This window comes from Marinomonas profundimaris (assembly GCF_000508165.1).
Lineage (GTDB): Bacteria > Pseudomonadota > Gammaproteobacteria > Pseudomonadales > Marinomonadaceae > Marinomonas > Marinomonas profundimaris.
This window is the reverse complement of the sequence record NZ_AYOZ01000012.1, coordinates 11,998-29,811: the sequence shown is the minus strand read 5'-3', so window position 1 is coordinate 29,811 and position 17,814 is coordinate 11,998. Positions and strand designations below refer to the sequence as shown.

Sequence of the window (17,814 nt, the reverse complement as noted above, 5' to 3'; positions counted from 1 at the left end):
GTTGTGAAAAGGTTGCTCTTGGCGGTTAAGGCTTACCATCCCAATGGATGAAGTTTTTATAAAGCTGAAGGCCGTCTTTGTGGCTTTTTTCTGGGTGAAATTGCACGGCAAAGACGTTGTCGCGAGCAAGCGCCACACAAAACTCCAAGCCATAATCACAAGTGCCTGCGATTTCGTTTATATTCTCTGGCACAACATAAAAACTGTGCACAAAGTAGAAGCGAGCGTTATCAGGAATGCCAGCCCAAAGAGGGTGGTTTATCGTATGTTTGACCTGATTCCAGCCCATGTGAGGCACTTTTAATTTACTGCCGTCATGGTCTTTGTGTTTCTCGCCAAAGAAAAGCGCGTTGCCTTGAAAGTGATTCAAACAATCGACACCGCCGTTTTCTTCACTGTGTGACATCAATGATTGAATGCCCACACAAATGGCGAGAAACGGTTTTTCAGCCATGGCTTTATGAATACTAGGAACCAAGCCAGCGTTGTGCATTTCGCCGATACAATCGCGGATCGCACCAACGCCAGGAAGCAACACACGATCTGCCGCATCAATCACGGCTGGGTCACTTGTCACAATGACGGTGGTGTTTTCGTCCGCGACGTGTTCAAGCGCTTTGGCAACCGAGTGAAGGTTGCCCATGCCGTAGTCGATCACGGCAACGGTGGATTTTTTACTCATACTCATATTGCTCATACCAAGAGGATCCTACAAACAACCTTTCGTGGAAGGCATTTGGCCAGCCATGCGTTCGTCAACTTCTAATGCCATGCGCAACGCACGACCGAACGCTTTAAAGATGGTTTCTGCTTGGTGGTGTGTGTTCTTACCACGAAGGTTGTCTAGGTGCAGTGTGACTTTTGCGTGATTGATAAAGCCGTGGAAGAACTCAGAAAATAAATCCACGTCAAAACCGCCCACAGAACCGCGAGTAAATGGCACGTGCATTTCTAAACCTGGACGGCCAGAAAAATCGATCACAACGCGTGAAAGCGCTTCATCAAGAGGGACGTAGGCGTGGCCATAGCGTTTGATGCCTTTTTTATCGCCAACGGCGATATCAAAGGCTTGGCCTAAAGTAATGCCTAAATCTTCCACTGTGTGATGCGCATCAATGTGAAGATCGCCAACCGCGTGGATGTCTAAATCAATCAAGCCATGACGTGCTACTTGCTCAAGCATATGGTCAAGGAAAGGTACGCCTGTGACGCAGTTAAATTTACCGGTACCGTCTAGGTTAATCGACACCTTGATCTGAGTTTCAAGCGTATTACGCTCGACACTGGCAATGCGATCGGACATTGATTGGTTTCTCCACAGTAATGGTGACGAATCGTCGTCACTTTATAAAACATAAGTCGCCCATTATAGAACGAGCGCTCTTTGGCTTCTATGCTTAATCTGAGTGTTTTTTGATGAGTTATTTCTATTGGACAGGGCTTTGCATCGATAATGTTCGACTTCAAATGTTATGATGCGCTCACCTACTGAACGCCAACGTGGTTAGTGGTACGGTTTAACACGATTAAGAGCTTGCGCAGCAACACATTCATTAAGGAGTGGTTCATGATTTGGATAAAGCGACTTTCATTTATAGTGGCCGGGTTATTGGCATTTATTGTCGCACTGCTGGCGTACGTCATGCTGTTTGTGAACCCGAATGACTTTAAGGATGAGCTAAAAAGCGTGGCGTTAGAAAAAGCCAATGTGAATTTGCGCTTGGACGGAGATATCCGCTGGTCATTCTTTCCTTGGCTTGGTCTTGAGCTTGAAAACATCGGTGTGGCATTGGGCACCGATGCGGAAATTCTACAATTTGACCGTGCTGAGTTTGGTTTGGCTATTTTGCCTTTGTTAGAGCAAAAAATTCAGGTCAACAAAGTCAATCTGGTGAATCTAAAAGCCAGCTTGAATAAAGACGCACAAGGGCAAGGCAATTGGCAATTGGATCTTCCGCAAACGGATGCATCTACTGTCTCCGATACATCTACTGTGGCAACGAGTTCAGCGAACGCGGGGTCCACGGAAGACAGTGAACGCTTTACCGTCCCTGACATTCATCTGGATGAGTTGCGCATTGAAAACGCACAAGTCACTTACCGTGATGAACAGACCAAGCAATTAATTAACGCGATCATCAATGTAACATTGAATAATGTCCAATGGGACGAAGCGTGGCCAATGGTCATGGATGTCGCATTAACGCAAAGCGATTTACAAGGCGGATCGCCACTGAAACTAAAGGCGAAGCTGAATGCGAATTTGGCTGTCTTTCCGGAGCGAGAATCGTTGTCGCTGGATTCTTTGGTTTTGGCTGGGGAAGTGTCGAGTGAGGCATTACCAGCAAGCCCAATAGAAGCCAAATTGAGTGCGGCGTCAATCGACGTGGATTTACCACAAGAAAACGTACAAGTTGAAGGGCTCGCGCTCAGTGTATTGGGGTTGAACCTTGATGCAAAGATTCAAGCTTACCAAGTGTTGAGTGATCCACAGTTTTCAGGTGTTCTGTCGCTGGGTGAGTTCAATCCTCGCTACTTGATGACGCGTTTAAATTTACCGTTGCCGGAGATGTCGGACGAAACCGCGATGACAAAAGCGCGGGCCAATATTACCTTTGAAGGCAGCTTGGCCTCGGTTACGGCTCAGCCGATCTCTATTGTGATGGACGATACGACAATGGAAGCCAATGCCGTGGTGGATTTATCGCCATTGCGTTGGGATGTTCAAGTTGCCGGTAAAAACTTGAACCTAGACCGATACTTACCAACACCGGTTGAAGACAACACAACAGGATCCAAGGAAGCACTAACCTCCGCTCAAATTGAAGCGCAAGCGACGGAAGACTCCGGTGAACTGATTCCAGTAGATGTCATTCGAGGGCTGAATGGTCACGTGGGGTTTGTGTTTGAAAACCTGACGGTTAAAAAATTGAAAATCGACAAAATTGAGCTGGATTCCACGCAAGCCAACGGCTTAGTGAAAGTCTCCCCGTTACGCGCTTCTTTATATAAAGGCAGCATGTCGTCAAAAATGAGTTTGGATGTGCGTGGAAAAACGCCCGTTATCGATGTGGTTCCGTCCGTACAAGGTGTACAGATTCAACCGTTATTGGTTGATTTTATGGACATGGACAAAATTGCTGGTGCAACGCATCTGAATGGCGAGCTGACGGCAAAAGGCAATCGAATGAACAGCCTAATGGCATCGTTACAGGGTGACTTACTGGTAGAGATTAAAAACGGTGCCTTGGTGGGAACCAACTTAACCAAAACTGTCTGCCAAGGCATTGCGGCTACGCGAAAAGAAAGTATCAACGAAGATCAATTTGGCCCAGATACCCCATTTGAAACCATGCGTTTCCCTGCTCATATCGTGAATGGCAACGTGTCGACGCCTGGTTTAAAAATCAGCTCGGCAGGCGTTCAGGTCACAGGCAATGGTGTGGTTTCTCTGCCAGATTCTTCTTTGAATTATCAAGCCGATGTGAGTGTTGCGGGAAGCTCGTTGGACAAGGCCTGTCGTGTGAATGCAAAAGTCACTCAGTTGGCGTTTCCGATTGTTTGTAAAGGCGAATTCAGTGATGACCCTGCCGGATTGTGTCGTCCTGATATAAAAGGCTTCGGGAAGATTTTTGCGGCGTTGGCAAAAGACGAATTCGCGCTTAAATTGGAAGAAGAGAAAGTGCGCCTAAAGGCGAAAGCGGCGGAACTGAAAGCTGAGTTAGACGCAAAATCTAAAACGGAAAAAGCGCGATTAAAAGCGGAACTGGAAGCCAAGCGTAAAATTGAAGAAGAAAAGCTGAAAGAGAAGTTAAAAGAAAAACTTAAAAGCTTGTTTTGACCTTCGTTGGAGTAAGCGGCTGTGAACGTGAGATAAAAATGCAACCAGTTAAGAATTTTGCCCCCCGTGTTTTAGCGTGGTTTGACGAACACGGGCGCAAGAGTTTGCCTTGGCAAGAGAACAAAACGCCGTACCGAGTTTGGATATCTGAGATCATGTTGCAGCAAACGCAAGTGACCACGGTCATTCCTTATTACCATAAATTTATGACGTCGTTTCCGACGGTTGATGCATTGGCAGAAGCCGAGCAAGACGATGTATTGGCGCATTGGAGTGGATTGGGTTATTACGCTCGAGCGCGAAATATGCATAAAGCCGCCAAAATGCTGGTGGATGAATTTGATAATGAATTCCCACAGAGTGTCGAGGGTGTTTGTGAGTTACCCGGCATTGGTCGTTCTACTGCTGCGGCGATTTTATCGATTTCTCGTGGCGTCCAAGCGGCAATTTTGGATGGCAATGTAAAGCGTGTGTTGGCGCGTTTTCATGCCGTGCCCACGTGGCCTGGTGAGAAAAAAACAGAAAACGCCATGTGGGACTTGGCAGAATACTACATGCCAAGCGAGCGCTGTGGGGATTACACCCAAGCCATGATGGATTTGGGGGCGACACTGTGTACTCGTTCTAAGCCGCAGTGTTTAATTTGTCCGCTTGAAAGCGACTGCGAAGCTCGTCAAACGCCTGATCCAACACAATTTCCCATTCGTAAACCCAAAAAAGCCGCGAAACCAGAAAAGAGCATTCAGTTGTTGGTGCTTGCGAATAAACAAGGGCAGCTCTTATTGGAAAAGCGTCCGCAGACGGGAATTTGGGGCGGCTTATGGAGCTTGCCAGAATTGGCGGTTGACGAATCTGTTGTGCTGCATATTGAACAAAGGTTCGCGACTCAAGTCACGTCTGTAACGTCCTTGTCATCTTTTCGACATACGTTTAGCCATTACCATTTAGATATTTCCCCAAGCCACATTCAGCTCGCCTCGGCGGACTGGATAATGGAAGGCGATAAATATCAATGGTTCAATCAGCAGGAGGCGTTAGCGTTAGGTTTGCCGGCGCCAGTGAGAAGTATTTTAGAGAAAATATCGTAGAAAACGAACAGATAACCTTCATCGGAAGTGATCATGACGAACCAACCACCGCGCTATTTACAACGTTTGTTAGACGTATTTACGTCGTTTTTATTGCTTGGTTTGACCAGTTTTGGTGGGCCAGCGGCGCATCTTGGGTATTTTAATCAAACCTTCATCCAGCGAAAAAAATGGGCCAGCGACGCCCAATATGCACAATGGGTCGCGCTGAGCCAGATTGTACCGGGTCCAGGGTCGAGTCAGGTTGGCTTTGCTTTGGGGTTCCATCGTGCCGGTTATTTGGGTGGTTTGGCGGCGTTTATTGGTTTTACCTTGCCGTCGTTTGTTGTCATGGTGTTATTGGCTCAATTTGGTGAGCACTGGCAAGGTAGTGTCTTTTTCGATGGCATCGTCCATGCTTTAAAACTGTTGGCAGTGGTTGTGGTGGCGGACGCCTGTGTCAGCATGTGGCGTTCTTTTTGCCAAACGAAGGCAACGGCGGCCATTGCTGTGTGCAGTGCGGCGTTTATTGTGTTGTCTCCATTCGGTCTTGCGAGTTTGTTGGTTTTATTGGGGGCGGCTTGCTTCGGTGTGTTTACTCGATCTGCACATTCGGACGCAAGTGAACCTTTGCCTACCGTTCGATTGGCTGGTGGTTGGTTCGTCTTGGTGGTCGTCCTCTTTCTGATCGGTTTTGTGTTCAATACTGGCTTAAGTGGTTTGTTTGCAGACTTCTATCAGGCAGGTGCCTTGGTGTTTGGCGGTGGGCATGTTGTGCTTCCAATGTTGTCTGCGTTTGTTTCTGACCGTGTTTCCGATGTCAATTTACTGCTAGGGTATGCGGCGGCCCAAGCGGTGCCTGGACCTATGTTTACGATGGCCAGTTTCCTTGGTGCATCGGCGACACCAGAAGGTGAAAATCCTTGGCTGTGGGCAGCGGTCGCGACCATGGCTGTGTTCTTGTCGGGTTTGTTGTTGATGCTGAGCGCTCAATCTGTGTGGCAGACATTGTCTCATCATGCACGCTTTCGTTCGGCTGTGAGCTGTGTGAATGCGGCAGTGGTCGGTATATTGGTGGCAGCCTTGTATCATCCTATTGGCACATCAAGTGTTGTGAATGGCTGGGATATTCTTTTTGTTGGCGTCGGATTTGTTTGGTTGAAGTACAAACACCCCCCCATCTTTCTTTTGATTAGTGCATTTGTCCTGCTTGGACTCGCTCGAAGTTATTTGTAGTGGTTTTGACCCCCTCCCAACCTCCCCCTTAACAGGGGAGGAGCTTCGTAATGTTCCCTCCCCTTTCTTCAAGGGGAGGGTTAGGGAGGGGTTACTATCTTGACTTATTCACATGAAGCCTTGAATTTTGCTGTGTGAGCGCCATTATTTATCTCATACTTTATGATGGCGAGTGATCTTTATGGCGAATACTGTTTTTTGTAAGAAGTTTCAAAAGGACATGGAGGCGCTGGACCGCGCTCCATTACCAGGCGCGAAAGGCCAAGAGATTTTACAAAATGTCTCTAAGCAAGCGTGGCAAGAGTGGCAATTGCTGCAAACGATGATGATTAATGAAAAGCAGCTGAACTTGATGCAGCCAGAGTCGCGTAAATATGTCATGGAGCAGATGGAGAAATTCTTTAATAACGAAGTGACCGACAAACTGTCTGGCTATGTTAGTCCAGATGATATTACTGAGTTATAACGCGTTCTAGTACGAATGTGATGTAAAAAAAGCGTCGCTTGTTGGTGTTATATTACACAGCAACAAGCGACGCTTTTTTGTTGTTTAGTTCACTTAAGTGCGCCTTTTATTGAGTCACGAAGCTGGCAAATAAAATGTCTTTAACTGGGGTGATGCCCGTTTCTTCTTCTAGTGCGTTGTTTACGGCAAGGGCGGCTTCTTCACGGGTTTTTTCTCGTGCGATGGCGCCGGTAACTTGTTCTGTTGTACGCGAACTAAGAAACATGACAATGGCGTCTCTGACTAATGGCATGTTGGCTTCAATCAGTTCGGTTTTTGTCGTGTCTGTGCGAATGCTAATGCTGGTCTTGATGTATTTTAGTCGAGCATCATCTCCGATGTGGTTGACGACAAAGTTGGGTTTTAATTCAACATACGCTGGCGTCGGCACACCTTCTTCTTCCGCATAACTCAGGCTGCTCATTGCGCTGCATAGTAAAAGAAGCGCTAAGACGCGTGGCTTATTGCATAGTGACATCATCAATGACATGTTCGGCTCTCGTATTCATTCCAATTGACAGTATACTAACTGGCATTAAAGCTTTCTGTCAGTAGGTATTTTGCACTTTCCTATTTTCCTACTGTCTCACGTTTTATTATTCGATTAAAAATGTCTATTTGGTCAGTTAAGGGATCTTCATTTATGTTCGCGTTTTTATCTGCTCGTCGTTTTCATGGTTTGGTGGCATTGGTAGCGTTTGCTCTCTTGGCTGTCGCGTTTTACATGGAATATCAAATGGCGCTAGAGCCTTGTCCTCTATGTATGTTGCAGCGCGTTGTCTTTTTCTGTGTGGGTGTGGTGTCGTTGGCGTCTTTCTTAACGTCCAACCAAGGCGCTCGAAAAGTCTGTTCATGGTTGGTGGTTGTTTTGTCTTTAATTGGCGCAGCCTTGGCGATTCGTCATTTGTATCTACAAAGTCTACCAATGGATGAATTGCCTGCGTGTTTACCAGGACTTAGCTACATGTTTGAGGTGTTCCCTTGGCAGGAAATTATGGAAGCCATGATAATGGGGACGGGTGAGTGTGGCGATGTCGTTTGGACCTTCTTGGGTATTAGTATTCCAGGCTGGACCTTGGTGGCGTTTGTGGGCATGGCCATTGTGAATCTCGTCATTGCATTACGTGCGAACAAAAAAACATTTTTCTAATAAAAGGTTACAAATCCCCTCAAGCGATTGCCTTGCAGGGGGTAACGTATCGGAATATGCTTGAAACGAATGACTATTTACAATAATGAACGTCTGATGGAGTCTGCATATGTTAGAAGGTTGTAAAACAGCCCAAGAGCGATGGGGTGGCGTGCACGACATTATTGATCGTTGGTTAGAGCAGCGTCGTCAACTTATTGAGTTGTCAGTCTATTTACGCGAACGCGGTGAGTTCACACCGACAGACACGCCGAAAATTTTAAACGTGTGTGAAATGTTGATGGATTATGTTTCTGCTGGCCATTTTACGGTTTACGAGCAGCTCGCATTAGAAGCAAAGGAATTTCATGATGACGGTGCGGTTGTGCTGTTGCGTGAATTGTTACCGCTTATTGACAGTTCAACAGAAGTCGCGATCGAGTTTAATGATAAATACGATACGAAAGAACATTGTAATGCTCAACTGGAAGCGTTGCCTTTTTCTTTGCAGGCTTTGATGTTGGTGATGGCTGAGCGGTTTCAGCATGAAGACAAATTGATTGAGGAATTGCATGAAGCGCACAGTGAAAAAAGCGCTTGAGCTGGGCAGTGTTATTTTATGCTCTATCGCCTTATTAGCTTGTTCTGGCGAAGCACCCGTTCGAACGGCAAAGTACGCCGAGCAAGGTCTATATTCTGCGGTGTTGAGCGACGATGGCTCGTCTTCTTTAGTGGGATCTATCCAACATGGTGGCAGTTATTGGGTGAACGCGGTTAATGAGCGCCGTTATAACTGGAATCATGTGAAAGGGGATTATACTTCCTTGATTGGTGTGGATATTGATCCCAGTGGTCAATATGCGGCAACAGGTGGTTCGCGCTCGTTGGTGTTGTGGAACACAACAACAGGTAAATCCGATGGATTTTGGACAACGCCTGGCGATGTCCAATCGGTAAAGTTAACGCAAAATGGCGATTACGCCTTGGTTGGCTTAAACGATCAAACCGCACGTTTTTTCGATGTGAAACGAGGCGGTATTAAGCAAACCCTGCAAACAGGCGCAACGGTTCGAGAAGTCGATATCACGCCAGATGGTTTACTGGGCATTACAGGTGATGACGCATCCAACGTGATTCTTTGGGACATGCAAACGGGCGAGAGAAAATTCCAATGGGCGTTGAGCAATCGGATTGGCAGCGTCGCATTGTCTTCCGATGGTAAATACGCCTTTGGTGCGGCTCAATTGGGCAATGCCAAAATTTGGTCTACTCGAACAGGTAAAGTGCTAACGAATATTGATACTGGCGCATTGAAATATCGCAACATTTCGATTAGCCAAGCCGTTTTTTCAAAAGACGATCGCTCCATTCTGATCGGTGAAGTGAGCAGTAAAGTCTCACTTATTCAGGTGAGTACAGGCGTTGTTCAAAAAGAGTGGAGCCTTTATGCGCCCAAAAGTCGTCCTGCTACCGTTCTCGCGTTGGCATTTGGTGCGGGCAAGCGTTATTACGCCATTGGCAGTAATGGTTATTTAAACGTTCTGGAATAATGCATGTCTAATCAAGAAAATCGCGGCTTGGCGCAGTCTTCCACAAAGGGCTTATCTAAGTGGGCGGCTATTTTTGCCACTCAAGCTGGATTGTCTGTAGCGGCTGGAGCGTTTGGCGCCCATGCCTTGAACTCTTTATTGGACGCTAAAGCGCTTGGCTGGTGGCATACCGCGAGTCAATATCTTATGTATCATGCACTTGCGGGTCTTTTGGTTATTTCGCTCTCTAATTTCCTATCTTCTAGTCAACGTCTTTTAGTCTTGCTCTTCCTTGGAAACGTGATTTTTGCGGGCAGCTTGTATGTCATGGCTTTAACGGGCTACGCCTTTTTAGGCGCGATTACCCCGCTCGGCGGCCTGTGTTATTTGCTTGCTTGGTGCTTGTTTGCAATGCAACTTTGGCGATCCGCAGGCAATAAAATGAAAAAAAGTGAATGAAATGCGTCGTAGTGCCAGCCGACAAAGCAGGACATAATCGGGTTTATCGGGTAGTATTGCGAGCCAAATTAATGGTGAGTCGATTAAGGCTAGATGACAGTCGGTGTCGTCTCATCAAAATAGAACACTCTTAAGCGATACGGAACCATGTCAGAGCAAAACATGTCAGAGCAAAACTTAGAAACACAAGAGCCGATTAAGAAACGTACCATCCGTAGTTTTGTTGTACGTGGTGGCAGAATGACGGAAGGCCAGCAAAAAAACTACGATGCGAACTGGGCCATTTATGGTTTGGATCTTGCGGATGGCCGAATTGATTACGCTACCGTATTTGGTCGTGAATCCGATGTGGTGCTTGAAGTGGGTTTCGGCATGGGCGCGTCGCTTGTTGAAATGGCAAAAAATGCACCAGAGAAAGATTTTATCGGTATTGAAGTGCATCCGCCTGGCGTAGCGAAGTTGATGATGCTAGCGAAAGAGGAAGGTGTTACTAATCTTCGAGTCTATTGTGATGATGCCATTGAAGTTATGGCTAATTGCTTGCCGCAGAACACCGCGAGTGCATTCCAATTATTCTTCCCTGATCCTTGGCATAAGAAAAAGCACAATAAACGTCGCATTGTTCAGCCTATATTTGCTCAACAAGTTGCGAATGTTTTAAAAGCAGATGGCTACTTTCATATGGCAACGGATTGGCAGCCTTATGCAGAGCACATGATGGAAGTGATGGAAGTTCAAGATGGCTACCAAAATGCCGCAGGGAAAGGAACGTATCACCCTCGACCAGAATGGCGTCCATTGACCAAATTTGAGCAGCGCGGTGAGCGTTTGGGTCATGGTGTCTGGGATTTGATTTATACCAAGCACGCCGATTAAGGTCAGACGTTTCGGTAATGCTTAGACAATAAAAAAGCGACTCATGAGTCGCTTTTTTATTATCTGTAATACCAGAAATCAAATTATTTGATTTCTACGCTATCACGGCTGTTGCCAGCATCAAAATACGCTTGGAATACTTTTGGTGTACGGCCACGGCCAGTCCACTCATGAGTTTCACCTTCAACCGTTAGGCGGTATTTAGGTTCAACGGTTTTGCCTTTTGTTGCGCCAGCTTTAGGTGTGGTTAGTAGCGCCACTTCTTCCATTGTTAGGCCGCTTTTAGCGATTAGGTTAGCAATTTCTTCCGCACGAGCTGATTTAAGCGCTCGTTCTGCGTCATATGCTGCCGCTTCTTCTTTTGCTTTTTCTAGTGCATTGTTGAAGCCTGCAATTAGGTTTTCTAGCTGCGCTACGCTCAATTCTTTTGCGGCTGCACGTGCTTTTGCTTTATTGCCTGCTAATTCTAGTAATAAACTCATTGGTGTCCCCTATTTTGTCTGTTAAGAACTGGTTAAATGCGGTCCAGCACTGAAAAAGAGATCCATCCTTTACACTCAGTGGTGTTAAAATTAAAAGATTCGAAACATCCAAGAATGGAAAAAATAAAACATTGTCATGTCTGGTTGGGAAAATAGTCTCAATAAGACAACCCTGTTTTATCTCGTGTTGCGAATTCAATATTAATTTGTACCTTTAAAACATTGAATTACTACCACAACATTAGGTGTGATTTTATACAATTTCAAGTTTGTGCGAGGATTTTAATAAAAAACGCCCAAACATGCTAATAAAATGATGTGTTTAAACCGTTAGAAAAGTGTAAATAATAGGGTAATAAATGAATTCTATCTCCGATAACTTAAGTCTAGAATTTTCTATATTAAAAAAATACAGTCATAATATTATTCAATTGTTCGAAGAGGGGGCCACAGTGCCCTTCATTGCTCGATATAGAAAAGAAAATACCGGCGGTATGAGTGACATAGATTTGCGCTCTTTTTATGACCGCTGGCAGTATTTGGTTGAATTAAAAAAACGCAAAGAAAGCATTCTTTCTTTATTGGCGGGTGATTCAAGTGTTTCTGATCAAATAAGAAAGAAAATCAATAATGCGATTTCTAAAAATGAACTCGAAGATCTCTATTCTCCTTTTAAAAAAGCACGAAAGACCAAAGCGGATGAAGCAAAAGAGCAAGGCCTCCAGCCGTTAGCGGCACAGATTTGGTCAGGCCAGCGCTCCGATAGCTTGTCTGCTATTAACGCATGGTGTCAGCAGCATAATATTGTCATGTCTGCTGAACTGGCTTTAGCAGGCGCGACAGAAATACTAAATGAAGCGATTTCAAATGACAGTGAGGTTCTAAAGCAAGGGCGTCTTGAACTGCTTAAACACGGAATGCTGAATAGTCGAGTTTTGCGAGGGAAAAAAGAGGAAGGTGAAAAGTTTCGCGACTATTTTGAGTATCAAGAAGCCATTAATAAAGTACCGCCTCATCGTTTACTTGCTCTTTTTAGAGGGAAAAAAGAATCTATATTAAAGCTAAGTGTTTCGCTGAAACATGAAAAAAATTATCCAGACGCATTGGTTTTTACTCATCTTAATCAAATACTGGATTTTTCTGCATCAGATTCTCAGCGAATAACATCGTTACAGCGTCGATATTTAAATATTGCGTGGGAAAATAAACTGCTTCCTAAACTTGAAACAGACGTTTTAGCTCAACTAAAAGAACGAGCGGAAGACGGTGCGATTCAAGTTTTTGCGGACAATCTTAACGACCTGTTAATGGCGGCACCTGCAGGAGCACATCGAGTATTAGGTGTTGACCCTGGTTTTCGTAATGGGGTTAAGCTTGCGGTAATCGATGAGCAGGGCAGCGTATTGGATCATGGTGTGATTTACCCGCATGGACCTCAAAACCGCGTGCAAGAAGCCACTGGGATATTGTCTAAGTTGATTCATCAGCATGGTGTTGCTTGGGTTGCCATTGGCAATGGTACCGCATCACGGGAAACAGAAGCGCTCGTCAAGTCGCTGATCAGCGACTCAAACCTAGATTGCCATGCTGCGGTTGTCAGTGAGGCTGGCGCGTCGGTGTATTCTGCTTCTCCTATCGCCATTCAAGAATTTCCTGATTTGGATGTCACTATTCGTGGTGCGGTGTCGATTGCACGACGTTTTCAGGATCCGCTCGCTGAACTGGTAAAAATCGATCCTCAAGCGATTGGTGTCGGGCAATATCAGCACGATGTGAAAGTGTCTCAGCTGTCCAAATCCCTTGCTAATGTTGTGGAAGACTGTGTGAACCGTGTGGGTGTGGACATTAACCTCGCGTCGGTTTCCTTGCTGTCTTATGTGTCCGGTTTGACCACGCGCCTGGCACAAAACATTGTTGACTATCGACAGAAAAAAGGCCGGATAGAGTCGCGTTCTGAGCTGTTAAAAATCAAAGGTATTGGCGATAAATGTTTTGAGCAATGCGCGGGTTTTTTAAGAATCCGAAACGGCAAAGAGGCCTTGGATCAGTCTGGGGTGCACCCAGAGTCTTATCCATTGGTGCAGCAAATGGCCGCGCATTTAACTCTAAAGGCGAGTGCGTTAATGAACAATACGGCGGCGTTACAACAGCTAAAACAGTTGGCTCCGACGTTTGCTCAAGCAGGGGACTTCACCTACACCGACATCTTAAATGAGTTGGCCAAACCGGGTCGAGACCCTCGTCCAGAATTTCGTTATGCGGCGTTTGATCAGGGCGTTCAAAAACTGGAAGACCTGCAAGAAGGCATGACGTTAGAAGGGGTTGTGACGAATGTGGCGGCGTTTGGCGCGTTTGTTGATCTTGGTGTGCATCAAGACGGATTGATTCATATTTCACAACTCGCCAATCGATTTGTGAAAGATCCACGAGATTTTGTGCGAGTCGGCCAAGTGGTGAATGTGACGGTATTGGAAGTGGATGTGCAGCGCAAGCGTATCGGGCTGAAAGCCAATGGCTTGTAACGGTATTGTCTTAAAACACATGGCTTGTCGCTGTGTGTAACAAAAGAAAACCGATTAGATTACTCTAATCGGTTTTTTGTGCCTGACAAAGGGCAATATCTACAAAAGGGAATCGGTAGAAATTAAACAGCAACCGCGATTTGCGCTTTTGCTTTATTGAAAGACGCTTCACCAGGTTCGCCCAGTGCTTGGCCGCCTGCAATGAAGGTTTCTTTTACGGTAATACCAACAAAGCCCAAGAAAGTATTTAGGTAAGGCACTTGGTGATCCATTGGTGTTTCCGCTAGGAAGCTGCCACTTGCTACAAATACATAAGCGTCTTTGTTAAGCAAACCAACTGGGCCAGTTTCTGTGTATTTGAAAGTACGGCCAGCGCGAGCAATGTAGTCGAAGTAAGACTTCAAGGTAGACGGAATACCAAAGTTGTACATAGGAGCAGAAACTGTAATAACGTCAGCGGCTTCTAATTCACCGATCAATTCATCGCCGATCGCAACAATGGCTTTTTGCTCTGCAGTGCGATTTTCTTCTGGAGTGAACATGGCACCAAGTGTCACGTTAGTGAAGTGTGGGAGTGGGTTTGCATCAACATCACGAACCACAACTTGGCCGTTAGGATTTTTTGCTAACCATTTTGCAACGAATTCGTTTGCTAGTTGGCGTGATTTTGAGTTTTCGCCAGAAGCACTAGAGTCAATACGCAGTAGAGTAGCCATAATAATTTATTCTCCATCATTATTTGTTGAGCCTATTGGGCTCTTGTTTCTTGAAAGTGAAATCATCATATAACCAAATTATTCGATAAAAAAGTGACATTTTTTGAAGATATTGATCGAAAAATACGATACTTTGTTTGCTCATACTATTCATAAAAGAGAAACGCCGTGAAAGCCCCAAGAGTAACCCTAGAGCAGTGGCGAGTATTGCAATCCGTGGTCGACAAAGGTGGCTTTGCTCAAGCGGCCGAAGCGCTGCATAAAAGTCAGTCGTCCGTTAGTTATACCGTGGCTAAACTGCAAGAACAGTTGGGTTACCCTTTGCTGATTATTGAAGGGCGCAAAGCTAAGTTGACGGAACGCGGTGAAGTCTTGTTGCGTCGCTCTCGTCATCTCATCAAAGAAGCCGTCGACCTAGAAGAGTTGGCTCATACTTTGGGGCAAGGTTGGGAGCCTGAGTTAGAGCTTGTGGTCGATCAAGCGTTTCCGACACCGGCTTTATTGCGCGCATTGCAAGCCTTCGAACCACAAAGCCAAGGCACGCAAGTGCAATTAAAAGAAGCGGTACTAAGTGGTGGCGAAGAAGCGTTGCGAAAAGGCAGTCCAGATTTGGTGCTCAGCGGAATGGTGCCAAAAGGCTATCTTGCGGATCCAATTGTTGAAGTGGAAATGATCGCCGTCGCGGGAAGCGGGCATGTTTTGCACAAAGAAACTGACCCTATTAACAACGAGCGACTCAGTCGAGAGTTGCAAATTGTCATTCGAGATTCTGCATCCGAATCCTCAGTGGATGCGGGTTGGTTAGGCACTGATCGACGCTGGACAGTATCGAGCGTTCAATCAGCTTTGGAGATTGTCACCAGCGGTATTGGCTTCGCTTGGTTACCAAAAGCTGATCTAGAATACGCGTTGCAAAGTGGCAAACTGAAAAAATTGAAATTGGTGTCTGGTAGCGAACGCAGTTTTCACATGTATGCCATCTTTGGCAAAGGGGAACGCACTGGACCGGCGACAAGGCTACTTGTCGAGCTGCTTCAAGCAGAGTGCAATGTTTGTCCAAGCCGTACGGGCATGAAGCCCTTAGTGTAGAGTGAAAACCACGTCGTCCAGTGCATAAAAGAACCGCATAAAAAAATCACCCAAAGGTGATTTTTTTATGCGGTTCTTTTGTGTTTCTTATTCGGCGGTGCCTGTTTGCTCTTGAATAATGCGCAACAGGGAAGGCAGGAAGGTGCGGTCTACTTTGTTGTCTTCGCTCCAAAGCTTGGCAATGGCGATGGCTTTTGGGCAATGAAACAGTAACTTATGCACGTCAATTTTGACCACAAGCTTAGGTGGTTTATTGTTTTCTGAAAACAAGTCCAGCAATTCACTGTCAGTGTGTAGGCTCGCGGTTCCTTTGACGCGAACCACCTCGCCAATACCGGGAATCATGAACAGCATACCGATTTCCGGTCTTTCTACGATGTTGCGCAAGCTATCCAAACGATTATTGCCAGCGGAATCTGCAAAGGCGATGGTTTTTGAATCCAATACCTTTATAAATCCTGCGTCTCCTCCACGAGGTGACACATCGGCAAAGCCATCTTTGTCAGACGTCGATAAAATCACAAACGGACAATTCCCTATGAACGTAATGGCGTGTTCTTCTAGCGCTGGAATTTCTTTGATCAGTGCTAAAGGATGAACCTCGTTGTAGCGTTCCGTAAGTTGCTTTAGGTCGGTAATTTGACTCATGCCAATCCTTTCAAAAATGGGTTTCGTTGGGTGCGATCAATGGAGTATTGGCCAGACATACGTCGGTGCTGTCTCGATTGAAGAGTGTGCTTGGAACGCTATTTTATACTAGCTTCGCCGCCACGTAACGCCTCATCGTCGTATTGATTATTTTCTGACAATATTCTTGTTCTATAGGCTTCAAATGGCTATAAATTATTGGTTTATGATTTTGGAAAGAAATTGTCATTTTATTTTTGACAATTTGGGTTGAGGCGTTTTTGGTAAAAAGGTCTAATAGCCATATCTTCAATGTATTCATTATTCAAAGACGCCATACAAGGACGCTTCATGACTCAGGACATCGTAATTCTTGCTGCCGGAAAGGGTAGCCGAATGAAATCGGCTTTCTCCAAGGTTTTGCACAAAGTAGGTGGTATCGCCATGGTAAGGCGAGTGCTTTCCACTGCCAGCCTATTACCCAACGCCAAACTGCATTTGGTCGTAGGGCATCAGGGCGAACAAGTCGAAGCCAATTGTCAGGATTTTTCGGCCAATATCGTTTGGCAAAATAATCCTCAAGGAACCGGCGATGCACTACGTCGTGTCGCTCCTTTTCTTCAGGCGGATGGCGCAACGCTCACACTTTATGGCGATGTTCCGCTTATTCGCGCTAGCACGTTAGAGAAAATGACCGCGCTGTCGACGTCTAATAGCTTGGTCTTGTTAACCATTTCACTTGAAAACCCAACAGGCTACGGACGCATTGTGCGGAATGAACAAGGCAAAGTAACCGCCATTGTCGAACAAAAAGACGCGTCAGAAGGCCAACTTGCTATTCAAGAAGTCAACACGGGCATCTTGCTTGCGCCAAACAACCATCTACAAACGTGGTTAGCGGCATTAACGAATAACAATGCACAAGGCGAATACTACCTGACAGACGTGATTGCCATGGCAGCCCGTGATGGCGTCGACATTGTAACGGTTAACCCAGAAAGCGAAGCCGAAGTGGCGGGTGTTAATGATCGAGTACAGTTGGCGGCCTTGGAGCGAGAGCTGCAGCATCAGCAAGCCATTGTCTTAATGCAAAACGGCGCGACGTTATTGGACCCCTCTCGTATTGATGTTCGTGGTGAATTGATCACTGGCAATGATGTTATTATTGATGTGAATTGCGTTTTTGAAGGCAAAGTCGTATTAGGCAGTGGTGTTGAAATCGGCCCAAATTGTCATCTCAAAAACTGCACGGTTGGCGATAACACCATCATCAAGAGCAATACCTTAATCGATGACAGCCAAGTGGGCGAACATTGCGACATCGGGCCATTTGCGCGCTTGCGTCCAGGAACACAGCTGGCAAATAACGCCAAAATCGGCAACTTTGTTGAAACCAAAAAAGCCATCATTGGTGAAGGCAGCAAGGTCAACCATTTAAGCTACATTGGCGACACCGAAATGGGCGCGAATGTCAACGTCGGTGCTGGCACCATTACCTGCAATTACGATGGCGTCAATAAACATCGCACTCAAGTGGCCGATAACGTATTCATTGGTTCTAACACTTCATTGGTAGCGCCGGTGCAAGTGGCGGAAGGCGCGACCATCGCCGCGGGTTCAACCATCACCAAACAAGTGGGTGAAAAGCAGCTGGCCTTCGCCCGTGCGCGTCAAACCAACAAAGACAACTGGCCTCGACCGATTAAAAAATAACGGATCGCGGTGAACAAATGACA

Annotated in this window: 18 protein-coding genes; 12 read left to right on the top strand and 6 right to left on the bottom strand. The window is 45.9% G+C overall.

Going from position 1 to position 17,814, the window contains the following annotated elements; translation table 11 throughout:
• Positions 1 to 25: 25 nt before the first annotated feature.
• On the bottom strand, positions 26 to 688 hold the full coding sequence (gene hisH, locus D104_RS26350; RefSeq protein ID WP_031214708.1) for an imidazole glycerol phosphate synthase subunit HisH: 663 nt from the start codon (positions 686 to 688) through the stop codon (positions 26 to 28).
• A gap of 21 nt (positions 689 to 709) precedes the next feature.
• Positions 710 to 1,303, bottom strand: coding sequence for an imidazoleglycerol-phosphate dehydratase HisB (gene hisB / locus D104_RS26345; RefSeq protein ID WP_024023639.1), 594 nt, complete (start codon positions 1,301 to 1,303; stop codon positions 710 to 712).
• A gap of 264 nt (positions 1,304 to 1,567) precedes the next feature.
• Between hisB and D104_RS26340 the strand changes: the two genes are divergently transcribed.
• The 4 genes from D104_RS26340 to D104_RS26325 all read left to right on the top strand — a co-directional run bounded on the left by D104_RS26340 (position 1,568) and on the right by D104_RS26325 (position 6,610).
• The gene (locus D104_RS26340) at positions 1,568 to 3,841 is read left to right on the top strand and encodes an AsmA family protein (protein ID WP_024023638.1); all 2,274 of its coding nucleotides are present in this window, start codon (positions 1,568 to 1,570) and stop codon (positions 3,839 to 3,841) included.
• Positions 3,842 to 3,879: 38 nt separating this feature from the next.
• The gene (gene mutY / locus D104_RS26335; RefSeq protein ID WP_024023637.1) at positions 3,880 to 4,929 is read left to right on the top strand and encodes an A/G-specific adenine glycosylase; all 1,050 of its coding nucleotides are present in this window, start codon (positions 3,880 to 3,882) and stop codon (positions 4,927 to 4,929) included.
• Positions 4,930 to 4,962: 33 nt separating this feature from the next.
• The gene (gene chrA / locus D104_RS26330) at positions 4,963 to 6,144 is read left to right on the top strand and encodes a chromate efflux transporter (protein WP_024023636.1); all 1,182 of its coding nucleotides are present in this window, start codon (positions 4,963 to 4,965) and stop codon (positions 6,142 to 6,144) included.
• Positions 6,145 to 6,325: 181 nt separating this feature from the next.
• Positions 6,326 to 6,610 (top strand): oxidative damage protection protein, encoded by a 285-nt coding sequence (locus D104_RS26325; RefSeq protein WP_024023635.1) that lies wholly within the window; start codon positions 6,326 to 6,328, stop codon positions 6,608 to 6,610.
• A gap of 106 nt (positions 6,611 to 6,716) precedes the next feature.
• Here the strand turns inward: D104_RS26325 and D104_RS26320 are convergent, their stop codons facing one another.
• Positions 6,717 to 7,073 (bottom strand): flagellar basal body-associated FliL family protein, encoded by a 357-nt coding sequence (locus tag D104_RS26320; protein ID WP_235075913.1) that lies wholly within the window; start codon positions 7,071 to 7,073, stop codon positions 6,717 to 6,719.
• Between the two features lie 219 nt (positions 7,074 to 7,292).
• Here D104_RS26320 and D104_RS26315 point away from each other — a divergent pair, with 219 nt between their 5' ends.
• The 5 genes from D104_RS26315 (at position 7,293) to trmB (ending at position 10,642) form a co-directional block, all read left to right on the top strand.
• Positions 7,293 to 7,799, top strand: a complete 507-nt coding sequence (locus D104_RS26315; RefSeq protein WP_024023633.1) for a disulfide bond formation protein B — start codon at positions 7,293 to 7,295, stop codon at positions 7,797 to 7,799.
• A gap of 109 nt (positions 7,800 to 7,908) precedes the next feature.
• Complete coding sequence (locus D104_RS26310; protein WP_024023632.1) at positions 7,909 to 8,379, top strand: Rsd/AlgQ family anti-sigma factor; 471 nt, start codon at positions 7,909 to 7,911, stop codon at positions 8,377 to 8,379.
• Positions 8,351 to 9,328 carry a WD40 repeat domain-containing protein gene (locus tag D104_RS26305; protein ID WP_024023631.1) on the top strand — a complete coding sequence of 326 codons (978 nt, stop codon included), beginning with the start codon at positions 8,351 to 8,353 and terminating at the stop codon, positions 9,326 to 9,328. The genes D104_RS26310 and D104_RS26305 overlap by 29 nt, the downstream gene beginning before the upstream one ends.
• 3 nt (positions 9,329 to 9,331) lie before the next feature.
• Entirely contained in the window at positions 9,332 to 9,766 is a 435-nt protein-coding gene (locus tag D104_RS26300; RefSeq protein ID WP_024023630.1) for a DUF423 domain-containing protein, read from the top strand.
• Positions 9,767 to 9,928: 162 nt separating this feature from the next.
• Positions 9,929 to 10,642: a tRNA (guanosine(46)-N7)-methyltransferase TrmB gene (gene trmB / locus D104_RS26295; RefSeq protein ID WP_235075912.1), complete on the top strand. Its 714-nt coding sequence runs from the start codon at positions 9,929 to 9,931 to the stop codon at positions 10,640 to 10,642.
• 83 nt (positions 10,643 to 10,725) lie between these two features.
• Here the strand turns inward: trmB and D104_RS26290 are convergent, their stop codons facing one another.
• Entirely contained in the window at positions 10,726 to 11,124 is a 399-nt protein-coding gene (locus tag D104_RS26290) for an H-NS histone family protein (RefSeq protein ID WP_024023628.1), read from the bottom strand.
• Between the two features lie 359 nt (positions 11,125 to 11,483).
• Here D104_RS26290 and D104_RS26285 point away from each other — a divergent pair, with 359 nt between their 5' ends.
• Positions 11,484 to 13,646, top strand: coding sequence for a Tex family protein (locus D104_RS26285; RefSeq protein WP_024023627.1), 2,163 nt, complete (start codon positions 11,484 to 11,486; stop codon positions 13,644 to 13,646).
• Positions 13,647 to 13,768: 122 nt separating this feature from the next.
• On the opposite strand, the gene D104_RS26280 is transcribed toward D104_RS26285, so the two are convergent.
• Complete coding sequence (locus D104_RS26280; protein ID WP_024023626.1) at positions 13,769 to 14,362, bottom strand: FMN-dependent NADH-azoreductase; 594 nt, start codon at positions 14,360 to 14,362, stop codon at positions 13,769 to 13,771.
• 168 nt (positions 14,363 to 14,530) lie between these two features.
• On the opposite strand from D104_RS26280, the gene D104_RS26275 reads away from it, so the two are divergent.
• Positions 14,531 to 15,451 carry a LysR family transcriptional regulator gene (locus D104_RS26275; protein WP_024023625.1) on the top strand — a complete coding sequence of 307 codons (921 nt, stop codon included), beginning with the start codon at positions 14,531 to 14,533 and terminating at the stop codon, positions 15,449 to 15,451.
• A gap of 87 nt (positions 15,452 to 15,538) precedes the next feature.
• Here D104_RS26275 and D104_RS26270 read toward each other — a convergent pair whose 3' ends face one another.
• Positions 15,539 to 16,099 (bottom strand): MSMEG_1061 family FMN-dependent PPOX-type flavoprotein, encoded by a 561-nt coding sequence (locus D104_RS26270; protein ID WP_024023624.1) that lies wholly within the window; start codon positions 16,097 to 16,099, stop codon positions 15,539 to 15,541.
• Between the two features lie 330 nt (positions 16,100 to 16,429).
• Between D104_RS26270 and glmU the strand changes: the two genes are divergently transcribed.
• Positions 16,430 to 17,791: a bifunctional UDP-N-acetylglucosamine diphosphorylase/glucosamine-1-phosphate N-acetyltransferase GlmU gene (gene glmU / locus D104_RS26260; protein WP_024023622.1), complete on the top strand. Its 1,362-nt coding sequence runs from the start codon at positions 16,430 to 16,432 to the stop codon at positions 17,789 to 17,791.
• The last annotated feature ends 23 nt before the right edge of the window (positions 17,792 to 17,814 follow it).

Bases quoted from the DNA above. Each gene is read 5' to 3' on its own strand.
- hisH (WP_031214708.1), bottom strand. From the start codon at position 688: ATGAGTATGAGTAAAAAATCCACCGTTGCCGTGATCGACTACGGCATG.
- hisB (WP_024023639.1), bottom strand. From the start codon at position 1,303: ATGTCCGATCGCATTGCCAGTGTCGAGCGTAATACGCTTGAAACTCAG.
- D104_RS26340 (WP_024023638.1), top strand. From the start codon at position 1,568: ATGATTTGGATAAAGCGACTTTCATTTATAGTGGCCGGGTTATTGGCA.
- mutY (WP_024023637.1), top strand. From the start codon at position 3,880: ATGCAACCAGTTAAGAATTTTGCCCCCCGTGTTTTAGCGTGGTTTGAC.
- chrA (WP_024023636.1), top strand. From the start codon at position 4,963: ATGACGAACCAACCACCGCGCTATTTACAACGTTTGTTAGACGTATTT.
- D104_RS26325 (WP_024023635.1), top strand. From the start codon at position 6,326: ATGGCGAATACTGTTTTTTGTAAGAAGTTTCAAAAGGACATGGAGGCG.
- D104_RS26320 (WP_235075913.1), bottom strand. From the start codon at position 7,073: ATGAGCAGCCTGAGTTATGCGGAAGAAGAAGGTGTGCCGACGCCAGCG.
- D104_RS26315 (WP_024023633.1), top strand. From the start codon at position 7,293: ATGTTCGCGTTTTTATCTGCTCGTCGTTTTCATGGTTTGGTGGCATTG.
- D104_RS26310 (WP_024023632.1), top strand. From the start codon at position 7,909: ATGTTAGAAGGTTGTAAAACAGCCCAAGAGCGATGGGGTGGCGTGCAC.
- D104_RS26305 (WP_024023631.1), top strand. From the start codon at position 8,351: ATGAAGCGCACAGTGAAAAAAGCGCTTGAGCTGGGCAGTGTTATTTTA.
- D104_RS26300 (WP_024023630.1), top strand. From the start codon at position 9,332: ATGTCTAATCAAGAAAATCGCGGCTTGGCGCAGTCTTCCACAAAGGGC.
- trmB (WP_235075912.1), top strand. From the start codon at position 9,929: ATGTCAGAGCAAAACTTAGAAACACAAGAGCCGATTAAGAAACGTACC.
- D104_RS26290 (WP_024023628.1), bottom strand. From the start codon at position 11,124: ATGAGTTTATTACTAGAATTAGCAGGCAATAAAGCAAAAGCACGTGCA.
- D104_RS26285 (WP_024023627.1), top strand. From the start codon at position 11,484: ATGAATTCTATCTCCGATAACTTAAGTCTAGAATTTTCTATATTAAAA.
- D104_RS26280 (WP_024023626.1), bottom strand. From the start codon at position 14,362: ATGGCTACTCTACTGCGTATTGACTCTAGTGCTTCTGGCGAAAACTCA.
- D104_RS26270 (WP_024023624.1), bottom strand. From the start codon at position 16,099: ATGAGTCAAATTACCGACCTAAAGCAACTTACGGAACGCTACAACGAG.
- glmU (WP_024023622.1), top strand. From the start codon at position 16,430: ATGACTCAGGACATCGTAATTCTTGCTGCCGGAAAGGGTAGCCGAATG.